Raw genomic sequence first — 17,706 nt, 5'->3', positions numbered from 1 at the left:
TTGCACCCACGGAAGACTGTGCGCTTTGCGGTGACGAGCTCCTTACTGAGTGCCAGATTGCGTTTCTGAATAAAGAGTCCCCATCCACTGATAGTCCCCATGACTCAAATGATGACGCCGATTTGGAAACTTTTTCTCCGGAACCAGGTCTGGAGCGTCCATCACTTGCTGGAAACCATCTCAGAGCACCGCGAGCCGAATGCCGGGTGCGGTGAGAAGATGCGGTGAGCCAAACACATCGGCCAGCTCAGTGTCGCTCATGAGACCCGATTCGCGGACAACGTCCACCACACTTGCGCCCGTGGCCATGGCTTGTTGTGCCACTTCAGTTGAGGTCTTATAACCCAGATACGGCACCAACGCGGTGACCAGGCCAATAGACCGCTCCACCGTGGCCAGCAGTGCAACGGGGTCTGCCGTGATGCCGTCCACGCAGCGCTCACCCAGCACAGTGCAGGCGGACCGTAGCTCGCCCAGGGAGGAGAAGAGTGCACGGGCCATGATGGGTTCGAAGGCGTTGAGCTGCAGCTGACCGGACTCGGCCGCCATCGTGATGGTGACATCATTGCCGACCACGGAGTAGGCCACCTGATTCACCACCTCGGGGATCACCGGGTTGACCTTGCCCGGCATGATCGAAGATCCGGCCTGCACGGCCGGCAGCTGGATCTCGCCCAGCCCGGCGCGCGGGCCGGAAGAGAGCAGCCGCAGATCATTGGCCACCTTGGACAGCTTCACGGCGATGCGTTTGAGCACGCTGTGCAGCTGGACTAGTCCGCCCACGTCCTGCGTCGCCTCAATCAGGTCGCCGGCAGGGACAACCCGAACACCGCTAATCTCCGCCAGCCGCCGGCAGGCCAACCGGGAGTAGTCGATGTGGGAGTTCAGTCCCGTACCGATGGCCGTGCCGCCGAGGTTGACTTCGCGGGTCAGGTCCATCGCCTCGCGCAGGCGCTGTTCGTCCTCGGCCATCATGACCGCGAATGTTCGAAATTCCTGACCTAGGGTCATCGGCACAGCGTCCTGGAGCTGGGTGCGCCCCATTTTCAAGTGGTCTTCGAATTCCTCGGCTTTCGCCGCGAAGGATCGGCGCAGACCGGCCATTGCAGTCAGCAGGTCCTCGGCCGCATGGTGCAGTCCCACGCGCAGCGCGGTCGGGTAGACGTCGTTGGTACTTTGGCCCAGGTTCACATGGTCTAGCGGATGCAGCACGCTGTACTGGCCGCGCTCCGCGCCCATCAGTTCCAGGGCCCGGTTGGCGATCACCTCGTTGGCGTTCATGTTGGTGGAAGTGCCGGCGCCGCCTTGAACGACGTCGACAATGAAATGCTCGTGCAGCCCTCCGGCACGGATCTCGCGGCACGCGGCCACAATAGCGCGGGAGCGCGGACCGTCCAGCAGCCCTAGCTCATGGTTGGTGATCGCAGCTGCTTCCTTAACCGCAGCCAGGGCCACCACAAAGTGCGTGTACAGGCCAATGGAGACACCGGAAATGGGAAAGTTGAGGCTAGCCCGAACGGTGTGGACGCCATAGTAAGCATCAGCCGGCACATCCAGCCAACCGATCAAATCTTGTTCTCGCCGAACCTCAGCTGACATTTGCGCTCTCCATTTCAGCCGGGGATGCCGGACAATCAGCAGGGAACTGATCGGCCCCGCGACTGATCAGCCGTTCGCGCAGTCCGGCGTTTTGTGCGAGATCAATGCACGTGTGGGCCATAGCCTTGGCGGCATCGATGATGGCGCGGTCGGCGGCGGGCGTGATGGCGGCGGCGGCAAATTCCTTCTGGTGGTTGACGGCAGGCAGGGATCCAATGCCGATGTAGGGGTGGATGGCCGGCAGCACCTGCGATACGTTGCCCATGTCCGTGGACGCGCGGTTCATCCGCATGTCCGGACCCGAGCTGGTGAATTCGCGGCCCAGGGCTATGGCGTTGGCAACGTAAAGGTCCAGCATGGCCTCGTCCGTGGCGAACTCGGCGTAGGGTTTGCTTTCCGCCTCAATCTCCAGCTCGCAGCCGGTGGACAAGGCCCCCGCCTCGAAGCAGCGACGCACCTTGTTCTCCAGGACGGCTAGTTCGGCCAGCGAGCCGGCCCGGACGTACCAGCGGCCCTCGGTCACTTCCGGGATGGCATTGGGCGCCTCACCTCCGCGAGTGACGACGCCGTGGACGCGGAACCCGGAGTCGAGCTGCTGCCGCAGAAGTCCGATGGCCACTTGGGCGACGGTGAAGGCATCTGCCGCGTTGACCCCGCGTTCGGGATAGGCGGCGGCATGGCTCGCCCGGCCCCGATAAAGGATTTTGCTGTGCGAAACTGCATACGGCTCAGCCCGGGCCACGTCGAGCGGACCCGGGTGAACCATCATGGCCGCATGCACGCCGTCGAACGCGCCGCCGTCCAGAAGTTCGATCTTCCCGCCGCCGCCCTCTTCCGCCGGTGTGCCGAAGACGGTGAGCGTGATGCCCAGTGCGTCCACCACGGGCGCCAGCGCCGCGGCTGCGCCGACGGCCGCCGCGGCAATGATGTTGTGCCCGCAGGCATGTCCCAGCCCAGGCAGCGCATCGTATTCAGCGCAAATCCCCAAGTGCAGCGTGCCGCTGCCCATGGTGGCGGCAAACGCCGTCGGGAATCCGCACAGGTTCTTCCGGACGCTGAAACCCACCCCGGCGAGTTCTGCGGCCACCCAGGCGGAGGCGTTGAACTCGGCCCAAGCGACTTCCGGATTGGCGTGGATGCGGTGCGAGAGGGCCAGTAACCGGCCCTCCAAAGCATCGATCCGGGCGCCGACTACGTCCTTCAACTTGTTCACAGGTCCCCCGGGACACCGTAGCGAGGTGCGCTGCCTGGACGGACCGCCCGGGTCACGTAGTCCACCTTTTGCGGTTCCCACAGGTGCCAGATCTCGGCAAGACGGGCAATCGGATCTTCCTCGTCCCAATCCACCCGCAGATCCGTGGCGGCCCAGGCCACCTGGTCAACCACGACAAGGCCCGCCGAATGCTGCGGCCCCTCTTCTCCGCCCGCGTCGCGTCCGGCGGCCAGACCGGCAAGGAGCCGGTCTTCAAAGAGGCCCTTGGCTGCGGAGTAACCGGCCATGATGGCGTCAACCACCTCCGGGGAGGACAGCAGGTTTCCGGCCGCAACGGCCCCTTCGCCTTGCACTGTGCGGTGTGTGCCCAAGGTGCCGGATCCGCTGAAGGCGGCAGTGCCGCCCTGGGCATCGACCACACTGAGCTGGCGGTAGTTGATATCCGGCGTTTCGGCCACCAGCTTGGCCATCGCCTCGTCCGCCGTCGTACCGGTTTCGAGCAGATCAAGCAGCCGGGCACCGAGCCTCGGATCGGTGATGTTCTGCGAGGCGGCGCCGCCCACACCGTGACGCAGATGCACGCAGCGCGCTGCCACAGCGGGCGAGGATGAGGTGACCACCATGCCGAAGGCACCAGTCTGCGGATCGCGGGCTACAAGGGAAAACGTCATGGGAAGTCCTTCTATTTGGCGGGAGCGGCAGAATTGCCGGGGGCGGGGGTGGCGTCCTTCACAATGTTCCGGTCAGGATCTTGTCGGAGAGTCCCGCGGAGGCCTTGACCAGGCCAAGCGGCCCGTCGAAATCGAAGTTTCGATACACGGCGCCCAATTGGGCGAAGGGCGGGGACTGCGCAAACAGCTGGAAGGTCAGGCGGTGCCCGGCATAGTCGCTATTGAGTAGGTCGCGGGCAAACGCCAGCAGCTTGCGGCGGTCCTCCGAGACCCAGTTGTCGTTGACGGAGTAGAACTTCTCCAGCCACGGGGACACGTCGGGGTCGCTGAACGTGGCCGCGTCAGGGGTGATGCAGATCTGGCCGCCGCACAGTTCGCGGGCAATGTGCATCATGGCCGGAAGCTGGGACAGTGCGGTCACCCGTCCTGCGTAGAGCAGCGACTGGTTGGGCATCAGCAGGCCGCCAGGGCTGGTTTCGGCATTGGCAATGGCGGCTGTGAGGTGGGCGTTGATGCCTTCGCGGTAGCACGCTAGTTGGGCCAGCTTCTCCTGGACGGCCTGCTGCTTTTCCAGCCCCGTCTGCTTCACGTTCCACAGCGCCGCGCCGATCATGAGGTCGGCGAGGTGCAGGGTGCGCTGGACAAAAGGGAACGCGCTGTAACGGTGGAGCGTGGAGCGGATGAATGCAGCGGCCTTGGTGTGCTGGTAGAAGAGCACATCCTCCCAGGGGATCTCGACGTCGTCGAACACCACCAGCGATTCCACCTCGTCCACTCGGTTCGAGAGGGGGTAGTCGTCCGACGGTCCCTTGCCGGCAAAGCCGTTCCGGGAAATGAACTTCAGCCCGGGCGTGCCCATGTCCATGACAAATCCGACGGCGTAGTCGGAGAGTTCGCTATTTCCCCAGTTGGCGATCGTCGGCTTGGTGAAGGCCTGGTTGGAGTATGCGGCAGCCGTCTCATACTTGGCACCGCGGACCACTATGCCGTTGTCGGTCTCGCGGACCACGTGCAGCAGCATGTCCGGGTCCTGGTCCTGCGGGGCCTTGGAGCGGTCGCCCTTTGGGTCCGTGTTGGCGGAAACGTGGAAGGGGTCGGCCGTGATGGATTTCGCAATGTGCCGGCGTATGTTCTCGGAGAACCGCGGGTCGACCTCATTGAGGACGTCCTGGCCGTCGAAGAGTGACCACATTTCGCCGATTGTCTCGTCGCCGACACGGGTGACGACGCCGCCGGCCTCGCGCTGGACCAGATCCACGGCGCCCCGTTTGTCGGCCCAATCCTGTTGGGTCTTCGGCAGCCGGTTGGCGATTGCGTTCAGTTCGCCGGTGGTCTCATCGGCGTACGTCATCACCTTTTGCGTGGCTTCTTCGTGGGCCAGGTCGTAGATCCGGGCGCGGACATCGACGATCGGTTTGAACATGGGGTGTGTGGTGACGTCGTCGACCTTTTCCCCGTTGATCCAGACCTGGCGGCCGTCGCGGATGGACTCGCGGTATTCATTTCCGGTGCGGATCATTTGGCGTTCTCCTTGGGGTTCTTGCGGTACGTCGGGCCCGATCCGGGGTACTCGTCGAAGACCGACGGCGGGACGGGAATGGGTTTGGCATAGGTCTGTGCGCTGTAGATCAGAGGATCCCCGCCGTGTGATTCGACGCTGGTGACGAGGCCGATATAGATCCGGTGGGTGCCGGCCTCCACTACCTCGTGGATACGGCAATCAAAACTGGCGACGGCGTCGCGGATTCGCGGGGAGCCGGAGGGCGCCTGCTCCCACTCGCCGCAGCTGAAGTCCCACGGCTCCTTCCCGGGCCACGGGCGGCCTGCGAACGTGTCGGCCACGTGATCGTGCTGGCTCCCCAGCACGTTGACGGTGAAGCTCCCGTTGGTGTTGATGGCGTCGTTGATGGGGCTCCGGCTGTTGATGCAGACCAGCACCAGGCGGGGGTCCGCCGAGACAGAACACATGGCGCTCACCGTTTGGGCAAAACGGCCCGTTTCTCCGTCGGTGGCCACCACCGTGACCCCGGTGGCCACGACTGCCATCGCGGCTATGAAGGGGTCCCGTGGGCGGCCTTCCGCCGGTGCGGCCGGGGAGGTGCGTTCGGCTGAAACAGTCATCGTTGGCTCCTTTGTCCGATTACGGATGTTGTCTGCAATCAGTATTCGGAGGAGGTTAGATATGTGTCCAACATAACTTTCAGACCGCAGGCTTCGATTTTTTAGATACCTGGCGACGAGGAAGGAAGCTGCGGAGCGGGTGACGTTCCCAGCGCAGGCCGGTTACGTCCGGATGCCCACAGAGGTCCTGCATTGGTCGATGAAGGCAACGGCCCGCCGGGTGAGTCGGACGCCATGGAGGTGCATCGCACCCACATTGAGTCCGGGAAGTGCGCCGGTCAGTGGCCTCGTAACGAAGCCGAGTCCCTCGTAGCTCATGTTGATGTTGGTTCGCTGGCTCAGGATGGAGTAGCCCAGGCCGCGGGCCACCAGGGCCCTGACCATTTCGAAGCTAGTGGTGCGGTAGCGGATGTTGGGGGTGAGGTTCTCGTCCGTGAAGAAGGACAGGAAGTAGTCGCCGCCGGGCGGCAGATCGAACAGAATCAACGGCAGCGGCGCCAATTCCTTGAGCGAAAGCGCTTCGCGGCTGGCCAGTTCATGGCGTTCGGGCAGGATGACGTAGGGCGGCGTCGAGACCACCACATTGATCGCCAGGTCCTTGGAAAGGCCGCCCTTGCCGAAGTCGTAGTCGTACAGGATCGCCAGATCCAGCGAACCATTGCGGAGCAGCTCCTCCATCTGGGTGTGTGATCCCTCGATGAAGCTCAGGTCCACGCCCGGATGGTTCTTGGTGAAGTCGGCGATGATGCGCGGCAGCAGGATGGGCGCCAGCGTGCTGTAGCAGCCCACCACCAACTTTCCGGAGAGCGATTCGCTGGATTCCCGCGCGGAGTTGCGCAGGTCCTCCATCCCGGATACCAGCCTGCGGGCATCCGTCAGGACCTGTTGGCCCACGTTGGTCAGGGACAGTCCGCGCGGATGGCGGATGAAGATCTGCACGCCGAGGGCCTCTTCCAGATCCGTCAGCGCCGTCGAAACCGCCGACTGGGAAAGATAGACCCGTGCCGCGGCAGCCGTGACGCTCCCCGTGTCCGCGGCGGCGATGAGGTACTCCAGTTGACGCAAGCTGACATTTGACATCGATTTAACCGAAACCCTTCTTCGAATACATCTGTTTTACACGGTGTGTGATCCACTGCATAGTCGTTCTCAGCGCCATCGCAGTCGCATAACCCAAGGAGGAGTCCATGATCGATCCCGATCTTCAGCTTTTGTTCGACACCCTCGCTATCGATTCCACGTGGGGACGGGAACGGGAGCTAGCCGAGTTCATGGCCGGGCAGATGCGCTCCTGGGGGGTGGACGACGTCGAACTCGTCGAGTCCATGCCCGGCAGGCCCAGTGTTGGCGGGCGGATTCGCGGTTCAGGCGGCGGGAAGTCGCTGATCCTCAACGGGCACCTGGACATCTACGAAACTTCGCCTGACTGGACAAGAGATCCGTTCGGCCCCGAGGTCGAAAACGGTCGGGTGTATGGAGCCGGAATTGCGGACATGAAGGCGGCGACGACGGCGGCCCTGGCCGTCATTCGGCGAATCGCGACGTCCGGCGAGCGCCCGCGTGGCGACGTCATATTCCAGGGTGTCTCGTGTCATTTTGAGGGCGGCGTGGGCACCCGATCGCTGCTGGAGGCCGGTTTCACTGCCGATGCTGCCATCTGCGGCGAACCCACCGACAACACCATTGGCACGGTGCACCGCGGCGCCGCCTACCTGAAAATCACCACCTTTGGTAAGCAGGCGCACACTTCCGCCAAGGCGATGGGCCTGAACGCCATCGAAACCATGGAACCCATCCTGGCGGCGATGCGGGAGTTGGAGGGTCTCATGCCCTACACCCCGCACCCGGATCTCCCGGGAGGCCCCAACCTGAACATCGGCACTATCCGTGGTGGCACCAAGCACAACCAGGTGCCCGACCGCTGCGAAATGACCTGCGACATCCGGCTGCTTCCGTCACAGGACCCCTACGACGTCAAACTGCAGGTCGAGCAAATGATCAGCGGCCTGAAGGCTGCCGATCCGCGCATCGAGGCCACTGTCGATTTCAGCGATCACTGGCTCAGCGGCCCGCGCCTGCCTTATGAAATCGACCGTTCCTCAGATATCTCTACCACCGTGGCGGACGCAGTCGCCGCCACGGTGGCAGAACCCGTGTACCAAGGCATTCAGTTCTGGACGGACATGGTGCCCCTCAAGCAGTTCGGCATCCCCGCCGTCAACATCGGCCCCGGTACCCCGCCGTACAGCTGGGCCGACGAATGGGTCGAACTGGCCAAGTACCGGCAAGTCATCGACATTTATGCCAACGCCGTCAACCTCTGGTGCAAGTAAGCGCTCCAACAGCGAAAGGAACTTTGCTCCCATGAAAACCCCCAATCGATTCGCAACCCTCACCGGCGCGGCCGTTGCCGCCACCCTCGCTCTCTCCGGTTGCGGCGGCGCCGCCCCGGCAGCCGACGGAACCAAGGCCCCCTCGGTGGCCACCAAGACCTCCGGCATCTTGAATGTCGGCATCGACCTCACCTACCCGCCCTACGACATGCTCACCGATGGCAAACCTGCCGGTTTCGATGTGGAGGTGATGAACGCCATCTCGGCCGACTTGGGGCTCAAACCCCAGTACTCCGACACGCGGTTTGCCCAGATCGTCGCCGGCATCAAGGCCGATCGCTATGACGTTATTGCCTCCACCCTGTACGTCTCCTCGGCCCGAAGCAAAGAAGTGGACTTCGTGCCGTACTTCCAGACCGGCAACTCGATAGTGGTCCCGAAGGACGCCGCCGCCCTGACCGACGCCCAGTCGCTCTGCGGCAAGAAAGTATCCGTCGTCACCGCCACCGTGATCGCGAAAATCATGCCGACAACGGAAAGCGACAAATGCAAGGCTGCTGGCAAGGAAGCCATCACTGTCCAGGAATTCCCCACCGATCCGGAAGCCACCCAGGCCCTGCTGTCCGGGCAGGTGGACGCCCAGATGACGGACGCTGCAGTTGCCAAGACCGTCATCGAAAAGTCCAACTCCCGCCTGAAGATCAGCTCCGGTGCCCTCATCTATCCGGTCGCCGTCGGCCTGGCCGTGCGCAAGGGCAACACTGCGCTGCAGGAAGCCCTGACCAAGAGCGTGGAGAACCTGAAGACTTCCGGCTCCTTTGCCAAGATCTTGAAAGAATACAACTTGGAGCCTGTTGACCCGGCGGTACTGGCCGAATCCCTGAAGCAGGGTTAGCCATGACCTTCGACTGGGCTTACACCTTCTCCCTTTTTGGCGATCCAGAACTTTGGACGGCTGCCGGCGTCGTCGTCGTACTGAGCGTTCTCGCCTGGTTCATTGCGAACGTCGCGGGCATCCTCCTGGCGTTGATGAAGGAATCGCGGTCGAAACTGCTCTCCAGGGTCGCTGGTGTCTACGTCTGGCTGTTCCGCTCGCTCCCCCTGCTGGTCCTCCTGGTTTTCGCCTACAACGTCCCGCAGGTCTTCCCGGCCACCCAGGTGGTGCTGGGCTCCTCCTTCAACGCGGCCCTCATTGCGCTCGTCCTGAGTGAGGCGGCCTACATGGCAGAGATCCACCGCGGTGGGCTGCTTGCCGTCTCCATCGACCAGCGCGAAGCGGCCCGCGCGCTGGGCCTGCCGTACGGACATGTCCAGCGCCACGTGGTGATCCCGCAGGCCTTCCGGATTGCCCTCCCCGCGCTCGGCAACGAGTTTGTCTCCATCCTGAAGCTGACCTCGCTGGCCAGCGTGATCTCCCTGCAGGAGATCCTGCTGGTGGGCCAGCGCCTGTACACGCAGAACTTCCTGGTGTTGGAAACCCTGCTCGCCGTCGCCGTCTTCTACATCCTTCTGGTGACGGTCTTCGATCAGCTCCGGGCCCTTTTGGAGCGCAAGCTGGACGTCAACCGGCGCCGGCCGGCGCTCCAGACAGAGCCAGACTGCATCGAGGACCGGCGGGTGGCTCGGGGCCGCGAGCGCCGGCTGCACAACGGGGAGAGGCTGGTCCACGCCCAAGGCGTGACAAAGTCCTTCCACGGCAACCAAGTGCTCAAAGGCGTCGACGTCGATGTCCACGCCGGCGAGGTAGTGGTGGTCATTGGCCCGTCCGGTTCCGGCAAGACCACACTGGTGCGCACGCTGAACCACTTGGAACCGGCCGACGGCGGACTGATCGAGGTCAACGGCCAGCTGCTAGGCAGCAAACCCGGCCCGCAGGGGCGGACTGTGGCCCTGTCCGATAAGGACATCTCGCTCCAGCGGCGCAACGTGGGTATGGTGTTCCAGCGGTTCAATCTCTTCCCCCACAAGACGGTCTTGGAAAACGTGACCCTCGCCCCCGTCCAGTTGCGGCAGATGTCCGGCGCCGAGGCCGAGGCCTTCGGCATGGAACTGCTGGGAAAGGTGGGCATGTCCGCCCATGCCAAGAAGTACCCGCACCAGCTTTCCGGCGGCCAGCAACAGCGCGTGGCCATCGCCCGCGCTTTGGCCATGAAGCCGTCCGTGATGCTCTTCGACGAGCCCACCTCGGCATTGGACCCGGAGCTGGTCCAAGAGGTGCTCTCCGTCATCGCCGATCTGGCGCATGAGGGCATCACCATGGTAATCGTCACCCACGAAATGAAGCTGGCCCGCGACGTTGCGGACTGGGTTGTATTCATGGAAGACGGTGTCGTGGGCCAGCAGGGGCCACCGGAATCTGTGTTTGGAGCCAACGCCGACCCGCGTATTAAGCGCTTCGTGCAGACCGTCTCCGATTCCCCGCTGACCGCTGAAACGCCTGCGGTGGCCGCGCTTCAACCATAGTTCGCCAACCACCGGCGCCCCGCGGCGGGCGCCGGTGCGGGAGACGCCGGCGAACGCCCGCCAGACAGCCCGGTGGATTCGAATCCCTGACCTCTTCTCAAAGGGATGCAGGCCCTGGCCTTCACGGTAGTGCCGACGGCGGGTTCCGCGGCTGAGCCCGGTCAGACGCCCAAGTGACCGGTAAGGCGACGGTGGAAGCCGGTGCTGCGCTCATCGAGACCTTCAATCGTCACCGTGGCGCCGTGGGCGCCATATTTCGTTTCGATGGAGTCGAGGGCTGCAACTGTCGAGGCATCCCAGATTTGAGCCTGCTTGAGATCGATGGTCACGGAGGCCGGGTCGTTGGCGTAAGAGAACTGCTCGACGAGATCATTGCTGCTCCCGAAGAACAGCGGCCCCACCACCTCATAGCGGACACTCTCACCATCGCATGCCAGGGTCCGGTCGACGGTGATGACGTGGGCCACTCGGCGTGCGAAGAGCACCATCGCGAGGATGACACCGACGAGGACGCCGTAGGCGAGGTTCCCGGTGATGACGACGACGGCGACGGTGGCTGCCATGACGATCGTCTCCGGAACCGGCATCCTTTTCAGGGTGGACGGTTTTACGCTGTGCCAGTCGACGGTGGTGACAGCGACGATCATCATGACCGCGGCGAGCGCGACCATCGGGATCTGTCCCATAATCGAGCTGAGCCCGGTCACCAGGGCCAGAAGGAACAACCCGGCGACGAAGGTTGAAATGCGGGTGCGGGCACGGCCGGTCTTCACGTTAAGGACGGTTTGGCCGATCATTGCGCAGCCGGCGATGCCGCCGTAGAACCCGGCAAGGATGTTCGAGACGCCTAGAGCCCACGATTCACGGCCCTTGTGTGAGGGGGTTTCGGTGATGTCGTCGACGAGTTTCGCGGTGAGGAGGGTTTCCATGAGACCGACGAACGCCACGCTCAGCGCAGTCGGCAAAATCAGCTGCAAGGTCACTAAATCCAGCGGAACGAGGAACGGGGTGATCCCTGGCATCTTCCCGGTGAGGGAGCCCTCGCCGGCGACGTTCGGAACGACGAGCCGGGCGACGATGACGATCGCTGTGACGACGACTATCGCAAGCAGCGGTGCCGGGACGGCCTTGGTGAAACGCGGAAGGATGAAGATGATGGCGAACGTCAGAGCGAACAGGACGTACGCCGGCCAGGGAACGTTCAGGACATGAGGCACCTGCGCCGTGAAAATGAGCACACCCAGGGCGTTGACGAACCCGATCATCACAGAGCGGGGGATGAATCGCATGAGCCGTGCAAGACCGGTAAGACCAAAGACGATTTGGATGACACCGGCAAGGATCACGGTCGGCAGGACATACTGGACACCGTGGTCATGGACGAGCGGGGCAATAACGAGGGCAACGGACCCGGCCGCGGCAGTTATCATCCCTGGCCGTCCGCCGAGAATCGACATCGTCAAGGCCAGGACGATGGATGCGACGAGGCTGACCATTGGATCGACCCCCGCGACGATCGAGAAGGAAATGACTTCCGGGACCAAGGCAAGGGTAGTGACCATGCCGGCGAGGATCTCGCGGGAAAGCTGCCGCCGAGAGCACAGGGCGCTCAGGACGGTGATCGGTTGCCGGATCAGGCGAGGGCGTACGGCGGTGGCCAAGGAGCGACTCCAGGGGCTTGGCTCTCGCGCGAGAGCTGGTGAGCGACTCTTCTGCGCGCCACAATGCGCACAAGTCCAGCCCTGTCATTGAAGACAATCGGGGTGGAGAGAGTATGGGCCGGAGACTTTCGGCCGTGCGTGCAACACTACCGTAACAGGCGGATTCCGCCTTGGTCCCGTCTGTGAATTCAGGCCGCAGAACGTCCTCGCAGTCTCCCCCAGTTCCGTCAGGTGCTAGGGGACAGCGCCTCCCGCAGCTGTTGCAGCGCAACACGAACTACGGTCTCGGATCGGTGGATCTCCCTCACGTTCATCCCGGTGAACTCTTTCACGGCACGGCGCATGCTTTGCACGTTGGTGAATCCGCATGATGCCGCAATTTCTGAATACGTGTTCCTTTGGGCGTCGGCATGAAGAAGGAGTTCCAGCGCTCTGCGAGTTCTCAAGGCGCGTATACGCTCACCTAAGTGGAGCTCTTCATTCTCGAAGAAGTAGAACAGAGAGCGACGGGAGAGATTGAACCTTTCAGCGATCATTGCGACGTCCAGATCGGGGTTGTCATAGCTGGCATCAAGGTATTGCTTCACCGCTCGGCTGAGGGCCGGTTTCTGGGCCTCTATGTCGACCGCCGTTTCAAGCAGGGAGCCCACCAGGGTCGCCATCACGGATCGGAAGATGTCGCCGGTTCCCGACACCTCCCGGTTGATGCCCGGTCTCTTCCAACTCAACAGCGCAGGAATCACGAAAGTGCCGACAATTGGATGCTTTGCAAGGTCAGGAAGGACGAGCAGGGAGCGTAGTGCGGCCTCGTTCAAATCCATGCTGCTGCGGTCGACGTTGATCTGCAAGGCGTGAAAGCCCTCCGGCGCATCGAAACTTCCGCCCAGCGAGGTATCGATGAACCTGACGGAGCCCGGTAATACCGGCTCAGGCAAGCCATTGACAGCGAGGGTCAGGGTCGGCGCTTTCCTGAAGTAGGCCAGACGCAGATCCCTGGTATCGGGATTAGGCGCCCACGAGCCCACTGCGGGGGCGTTGTACATTTCTATGAGGCTGAAGCCTGGCCCTGCAAGACTGATCGCTGAAGGATTGAAAGGCAGGGGCGCAGCATCTTTGGACTTCTCCAACCGCATCGGAGTTTCGACAGCACTGCTGTACCACGTTCGCCAATGTTCGAACCTTTGTGCTGGACTGAGCCCCTCCGGCACTGCATATCGTCGCAGCTGACCGCTGTTCTCAGTAGCAGATTGAGGCATGCCATCCTCCTTTTTGGCCAGCGTGACCTTCCGGGCCGTCCCTTGGAATGGCCGCGACGTCTTGGGGCAGCGGTCGCGGTGGCACACAAGCTCGGCCAGAAAAGACCTTAGCTGTTAGGCCTATTTTAGCTGCGTGCATCTCTATTTAGCACGTTGATGGTCTCAGTTCCGGCACCCCCACATGACCGGTTTTGCCGCCGCCCTGGCTTGGCCAAGGAAATGCGCGGTGCAATTAACTGGCCACGGAGTCACGGAGTGAAGGCTGGGAGGCTGGGACGACGCGTTCCACCTTCTGCCGATCGGTATTTTGGCGTCCGCCGGGATGCAGCGTGGCTGCGAGACCGCTGACTCGCTGAGGCGCGAGGGCATATTCGATGGCCAAGATGCTGGCCCCAACGACTCCAGCTTCCGGGCCGGTTTCGGATTGCGTGATGTTCAAGTGCTGGGTCGCCAAGGGCGTGGAGCGTGAATAGACCATTTCGCGGATGCCGGCGATCAGATGTTCTCCGGATTGTGCAAGCGATCCACCGACGACAATCAGGGAAGGGTTGACGAGGCTCACACACATGTTGAGCATTTCTCCGATGTCCCGGCCAGCCTGCCGAACGGCTTGAATGGCAGCCAAATCACCGGAACGGACGAGCGAGACGACGTCGTTTGCGGTGGTTGCTTCGAGTCCGTTTTCGCGGAGATGGGCGGCGACGGCCGGAGCGCCTGCGATGGCTTCCAGACAGGCAATCTTGCCGCAGCGGCATTGGATGCCTGCCGCGTTGGAAACGGCAATATGGCCGACGTCTCCTGCGACACCCGCCGCGCCTCGCTGCAGTGTCCCTCCACTAATAACCCCGGAGCCGATACCGGTAGCGACTTTAAGAAAGATCATGTTGTCCTCGTTGGGCCAGCGTGCCGCCCGCTCGCCGAGGGCCATGATGTTGACATCGTTGTCGACCAGCACGGGAACGGCGAAGGTCTGCTGAACGTAAGCGGGGACATCGAATCCGTCCCATCCCGGCATGATCGGAGGGCTGGTCGGTTTTCCGGTGGAGTGTTCAACGGGACCGGGAAGTCCGATGCCAACAGCGATGATATCCGTTGCCGGACGCTTCACCGCTTTCAAATGACCCTGCAGCGTCATCGCGAGCCAATCCAGAACAGCCTCAGGTCCGCAGGAAATCTCAAGTCGTTCAGTGGTTTCCAGGAGAATCCTTCCCGACAGGTCCGTGAGCGCCACGGTCGCGTGTGTGGCGCCGACGTCGGCGGCAGCGACCAGCCTTGCACCGGGGTTGAAGGCCAGTCGGGCCGAAGGCCGGCCCCCCGTGGAGGCCGCATCCGACACCGGTACAACCAGCCCGAGTTCCAAGAGCGACTCAAGGCGAGAGCTGATGGCAGCTCGCCCCAAGCCCGTTATCCCAGCCAGGTCAGCCCTGGTTCGCGGGCGTCCGTCCCGCAGGATACGCAAAAGTTCGCCGGCACCGCCGTTATCCATCTCTCTCCGTTTCGTGGGCTCACACAAGAGGTGAGGGGTGAGCTGACGTCTGGACACATCGTGTGACATTTCCCCTGAGCGGGGTCCTCAGCTCCACCCAGTGTCGGGTGCCTGTACCTTCCCGTCCACTCGTCAACGCCAAGAACATCAAAGAGTGCAACTTCTGTGCGCATTCCACCGCCAACAGCGTCAAAAGGTGCAGACTTTTGCTGACTAACGACCAAAGCCGCTTGGTGCGTGTCACTGTTTCGGCATGGAAAACGACAGAACCACGACAGCCCCCTCCCGGTTACGGGCCGGGTTCGTCGGCGCCGGGTTCATGGCTGAGGTGCATAGCAGAGCCGCCCGTGCCGCAGGGGCGGAAATCGCAGGCATCGCGTCCTCGAACCGTGCCAGCGCTGCCCGCGCCAAAGACCGCCTGGGCGTCGAGCAGGCTTACGCCTCCGTCCAGGACCTCGTCCAGGACGACAGGATCGACGTCGTCCACGTCTGCACCCCGAACGCCACCCACGTCGCACTGGCCGAGGCAGCGCTGAAAGCAGGCAAGCACGTTGTCTGCGAGAAGCCTCTAGCGACCACCGCACAGGATGCCACCCATCTTGTGGAGCTGGCCGCTGCGGCCGGGACGGTCGCGACCGTTCCGTTCGTCTACCGGTTCCACCCAATGGTCCGGGAAGCCCGGGACCGTATTGCGTCCGGCCAGACGGGACGGATCTCGACGATCCAGGGCTCCTATCTTCAGGACTGGCTGCTGTCCCGGGATGACGACAACTGGCGGGTGGATGCCGGGTTGGGGGGTCCGTCGCGTGCTTTTGCCGACATCGGGTCCCATCTGTGCGACCTGATCGAATTCGTGACCAATGACCGGATCACCAGGGTCGGCGCAGTGAGCCGCACGCTGTTTTCCGGCCGGGCAAACCATAGCGACGTCCAGACCGAGGACCTCGTTGCCGCTGTATTCGCAACTGATACCGGCGCCGTCGGAAACCTCCTGGTGAGCCAAGTCGCGCCCGGTCGCAAGAACCGGCTGATGATCGAAATCTCCGGCTCTGAAAACACGGTCCAGTTCGACCAGGAAGCACCGGAGACTCTGTGGCTGGGCAAACGGGCCGGTTCCGAGCTGCTTGTCCGCGACCGCGACGCGCTGTCGGCTGACGCGGCGAGGCTATCAGTTCTCCCCGCGGGGCACCCGCAGGGCTATCAGGACGCATTCAACGCCTTCGTGGCCGACACCTACACCGCCATCGGTGGGCAAGCCCCTGAGGGCCTGCCCACATTCCGCGACGGACTCAGGGCAGCCGTCCTTACCGAAAGCATCATCGAATCCAGCAACAGCGGCCAGTGGGTCGACGTCCCAGCCGTGAAACAACTGCAAGGAGTCCATCAATGAAAATCATCCAGGTAGGCCTCGGCGCATGGGGTGCCCGAGGCATAAGGAAAGGCAGTGAGATGATTCGATCTCTCGAACGCATCAAGCGGTCCCGCGTCGTAGCAGGCCTGGGGGCCGCGCTCACCGTGACCCTGTTGGCGACCGCATGCACGGGCGGGTCATCAGCACCTAACACCGCAGCGGCCAAACCGACAGAGCTGCGGATGCTCTACACCACTGATGAAGCCAACAGCGCCGCCGTCGCGTCGCTGGTGCCGCAGTTCAAGGAAAAGTTCGGCATCGATCTGAAGATCGACAACCAGCCGTACGACGCGTTGCAGCAGAAGGTCTTCTCGGAGTTCGCTTCCAGCAGCAGCTACTACGACATTGTCGTCGTCGACACTCCGTGGGCGCCGGCCCTGGTGCAGAACCTCGAACCCCTGAGCCAGTACATCCAGAACGACGCCCTGAACCCTGGCACCCTCCAATCCAACGTGGGCGATTTCATCCCCAAGGTGTTCTACGACACAGCCGTCTACAACGCTGATTCACCGATCAAACGCTACCCGGATCCCACTGCGAAGCCGGACGTGTCCGCGATAAAGAACGCAGGATTCGACGTCTACGGGATGCCGATCCAGTCGAACGTGGCCGTCATGGCCTACCGGAGCGACCTGTTCAACGACCCGACCCAAAAGGCGAACTTCAAAGCCAAGTACGGTAAGGACCTCACGGTCCCGAAGACCTGGGATGACTATGCCCAGGTGGCAGGGTTCTTTACCCAGCCGGACAAGAAGCTTTACGGCACGACGGTCATGGCCGGCGTCGGCGACTGGGCCACGGACGACTTCAAGACCCTGCTGGCATCATACGGCGGAGACGGAACACTCGCGGACGAGAGCGGCAAGCCTGCGTTCAACACCCCCGAAGGAGTCGAGGCGCTGGATTACTACGCCAAGCTGGCGCAAAGCGGACATGTCCCCCCGGGCAGCACGTCAGCGGATTGGGGCACGACAGCCGAATCATTCGGCAGCGGGCTGACCGCCATGACGATCAACTACCACGACCTTAAGCTCGCTGACAACGTCAAGGGCGGCACCATCGGCTACGCCCCCGTCCCCACCGGCAAGGCTGCCGGCCCCCACTTCGGTACCTGGATGCTGAGCTTGAACAAGAATTCCAAGAACAAGGAATGGGCCTACCAGGCGATCAGCTGGCTAACTGCCGCCGAGCAGCAAACGACGATGACCGCCAAGTCCCTGCACCCCAGCCGGGCCTCCGTCTTTGCCGGTATCAAGAGCGATAACCCCCTAGCACCCTTCTACGACACCCTCGGAAAATCCCTCGCAGAAGGCGTCGGCCGCGCACGGTTGACCAACTACACCGAAGTCAGCCACGAGGTGGCCGTCGCAGTGAACAACGCAGCAACCGGCGCTTCCTCGCCATCGGACGCCCTCAAGTCCGCGTCAGACAAGGTTTCGGCCCTCCTTAAATCGGCCGGCTACTAACCCATCAGACCGTTCAAGGTCGCCCA

The 17,706-nt window shown here is 62.8% G+C and carries 14 protein-coding genes; 5 read left to right on the top strand and 9 right to left on the bottom strand.

Features of this window, described 5'->3' with window-relative positions:
- Positions 1–180 precede the first annotated feature (180 nt).
- The 6 genes from ABD884_RS03970 to ABD884_RS03945 all read right to left on the bottom strand — a co-directional run bounded on the left by ABD884_RS03970 (position 181) and on the right by ABD884_RS03945 (position 6,684).
- Complete coding sequence (locus ABD884_RS03970) at positions 181–1,599, bottom strand: aspartate ammonia-lyase (protein WP_345037121.1); 1,419 nt, start codon at positions 1,597–1,599, stop codon at positions 181–183.
- Entirely contained in the window at positions 1,589–2,812 is a 1,224-nt protein-coding gene (locus tag ABD884_RS03965; protein WP_345037115.1) for an amidohydrolase, read from the bottom strand. Before ABD884_RS03965 ends, ABD884_RS03970 begins: the two co-directional genes overlap by 11 nt.
- Positions 2,809–3,483: a DUF1028 domain-containing protein gene (locus ABD884_RS03960; RefSeq protein WP_345037108.1), complete on the bottom strand. Its 675-nt coding sequence runs from the start codon at positions 3,481–3,483 to the stop codon at positions 2,809–2,811. The genes ABD884_RS03965 and ABD884_RS03960 overlap by 4 nt, the downstream gene beginning before the upstream one ends.
- Before the next feature lie 58 nt (positions 3,484–3,541).
- Positions 3,542–5,002, bottom strand: coding sequence for a 4-hydroxyphenylacetate 3-hydroxylase family protein (locus tag ABD884_RS03955; RefSeq protein ID WP_345037103.1), 1,461 nt, complete (start codon positions 5,000–5,002; stop codon positions 3,542–3,544).
- Positions 4,999–5,604: a flavin reductase family protein gene (locus ABD884_RS03950; RefSeq protein WP_345037099.1), complete on the bottom strand. Its 606-nt coding sequence runs from the start codon at positions 5,602–5,604 to the stop codon at positions 4,999–5,001. Before ABD884_RS03950 ends, ABD884_RS03955 begins: the two co-directional genes overlap by 4 nt.
- 162 nt (positions 5,605–5,766) lie before the next feature.
- Positions 5,767–6,684 (bottom strand): LysR family transcriptional regulator, encoded by a 918-nt coding sequence (locus ABD884_RS03945; protein ID WP_345037093.1) that lies wholly within the window; start codon positions 6,682–6,684, stop codon positions 5,767–5,769.
- 107 nt (positions 6,685–6,791) lie between these two features.
- On the opposite strand from ABD884_RS03945, the gene ABD884_RS03940 reads away from it, so the two are divergent.
- From ABD884_RS03940 to ABD884_RS03930, 3 genes are read left to right on the top strand one after another with little or no spacing between them, the layout of a single operon-like run.
- On the top strand, positions 6,792–7,937 hold the full coding sequence (locus ABD884_RS03940) for a M20 family metallopeptidase (protein WP_345037085.1): 1,146 nt from the start codon (positions 6,792–6,794) through the stop codon (positions 7,935–7,937).
- Between the two features lie 31 nt (positions 7,938–7,968).
- Positions 7,969–8,832 (top strand): ABC transporter substrate-binding protein, encoded by an 864-nt coding sequence (locus ABD884_RS03935; RefSeq protein WP_345037077.1) that lies wholly within the window; start codon positions 7,969–7,971, stop codon positions 8,830–8,832.
- 2 nt (positions 8,833–8,834) lie between these two features.
- Positions 8,835–10,400: an amino acid ABC transporter permease/ATP-binding protein gene (locus tag ABD884_RS03930; RefSeq protein ID WP_345037070.1), complete on the top strand. Its 1,566-nt coding sequence runs from the start codon at positions 8,835–8,837 to the stop codon at positions 10,398–10,400.
- A gap of 161 nt (positions 10,401–10,561) precedes the next feature.
- Here the strand turns inward: ABD884_RS03930 and ABD884_RS03925 are convergent, their stop codons facing one another.
- The 3 genes from ABD884_RS03925 to ABD884_RS03915 all read right to left on the bottom strand — a co-directional run bounded on the left by ABD884_RS03925 (position 10,562) and on the right by ABD884_RS03915 (position 14,803).
- Entirely contained in the window at positions 10,562–12,061 is a 1,500-nt protein-coding gene (locus ABD884_RS03925) for a SulP family inorganic anion transporter (protein ID WP_345037055.1), read from the bottom strand.
- Between the two features lie 227 nt (positions 12,062–12,288).
- On the bottom strand, positions 12,289–13,317 hold the full coding sequence (locus ABD884_RS03920) for a helix-turn-helix domain-containing protein (RefSeq protein WP_345037045.1): 1,029 nt from the start codon (positions 13,315–13,317) through the stop codon (positions 12,289–12,291).
- A 232-nt stretch (positions 13,318–13,549) separates the two neighbouring features.
- Positions 13,550–14,803 (bottom strand): ROK family transcriptional regulator, encoded by a 1,254-nt coding sequence (locus ABD884_RS03915; protein WP_345037037.1) that lies wholly within the window; start codon positions 14,801–14,803, stop codon positions 13,550–13,552.
- 253 nt (positions 14,804–15,056) lie between these two features.
- Between ABD884_RS03915 and ABD884_RS03910 the strand changes: the two genes are divergently transcribed.
- Both ABD884_RS03910 and ABD884_RS03905 read left to right on the top strand, forming a co-directional pair.
- Positions 15,057–16,193, top strand: a complete 1,137-nt coding sequence (locus ABD884_RS03910) for a Gfo/Idh/MocA family protein (RefSeq protein ID WP_345037032.1) — start codon at positions 15,057–15,059, stop codon at positions 16,191–16,193.
- The gene (locus tag ABD884_RS03905) at positions 16,190–17,680 is read left to right on the top strand and encodes an ABC transporter substrate-binding protein (RefSeq protein WP_345037018.1); all 1,491 of its coding nucleotides are present in this window, start codon (positions 16,190–16,192) and stop codon (positions 17,678–17,680) included. The genes ABD884_RS03910 and ABD884_RS03905 overlap by 4 nt, the downstream gene beginning before the upstream one ends.
- Positions 17,681–17,706: the final 26 nt, after the last annotated feature.

Source organism: Arthrobacter methylotrophus (assembly GCF_039539965.1).
Classification (GTDB): domain Bacteria; phylum Actinomycetota; class Actinomycetes; order Actinomycetales; family Micrococcaceae; genus Arthrobacter; species Arthrobacter methylotrophus.
This window is presented reverse-complemented; position numbering and strand designations above follow the sequence as displayed.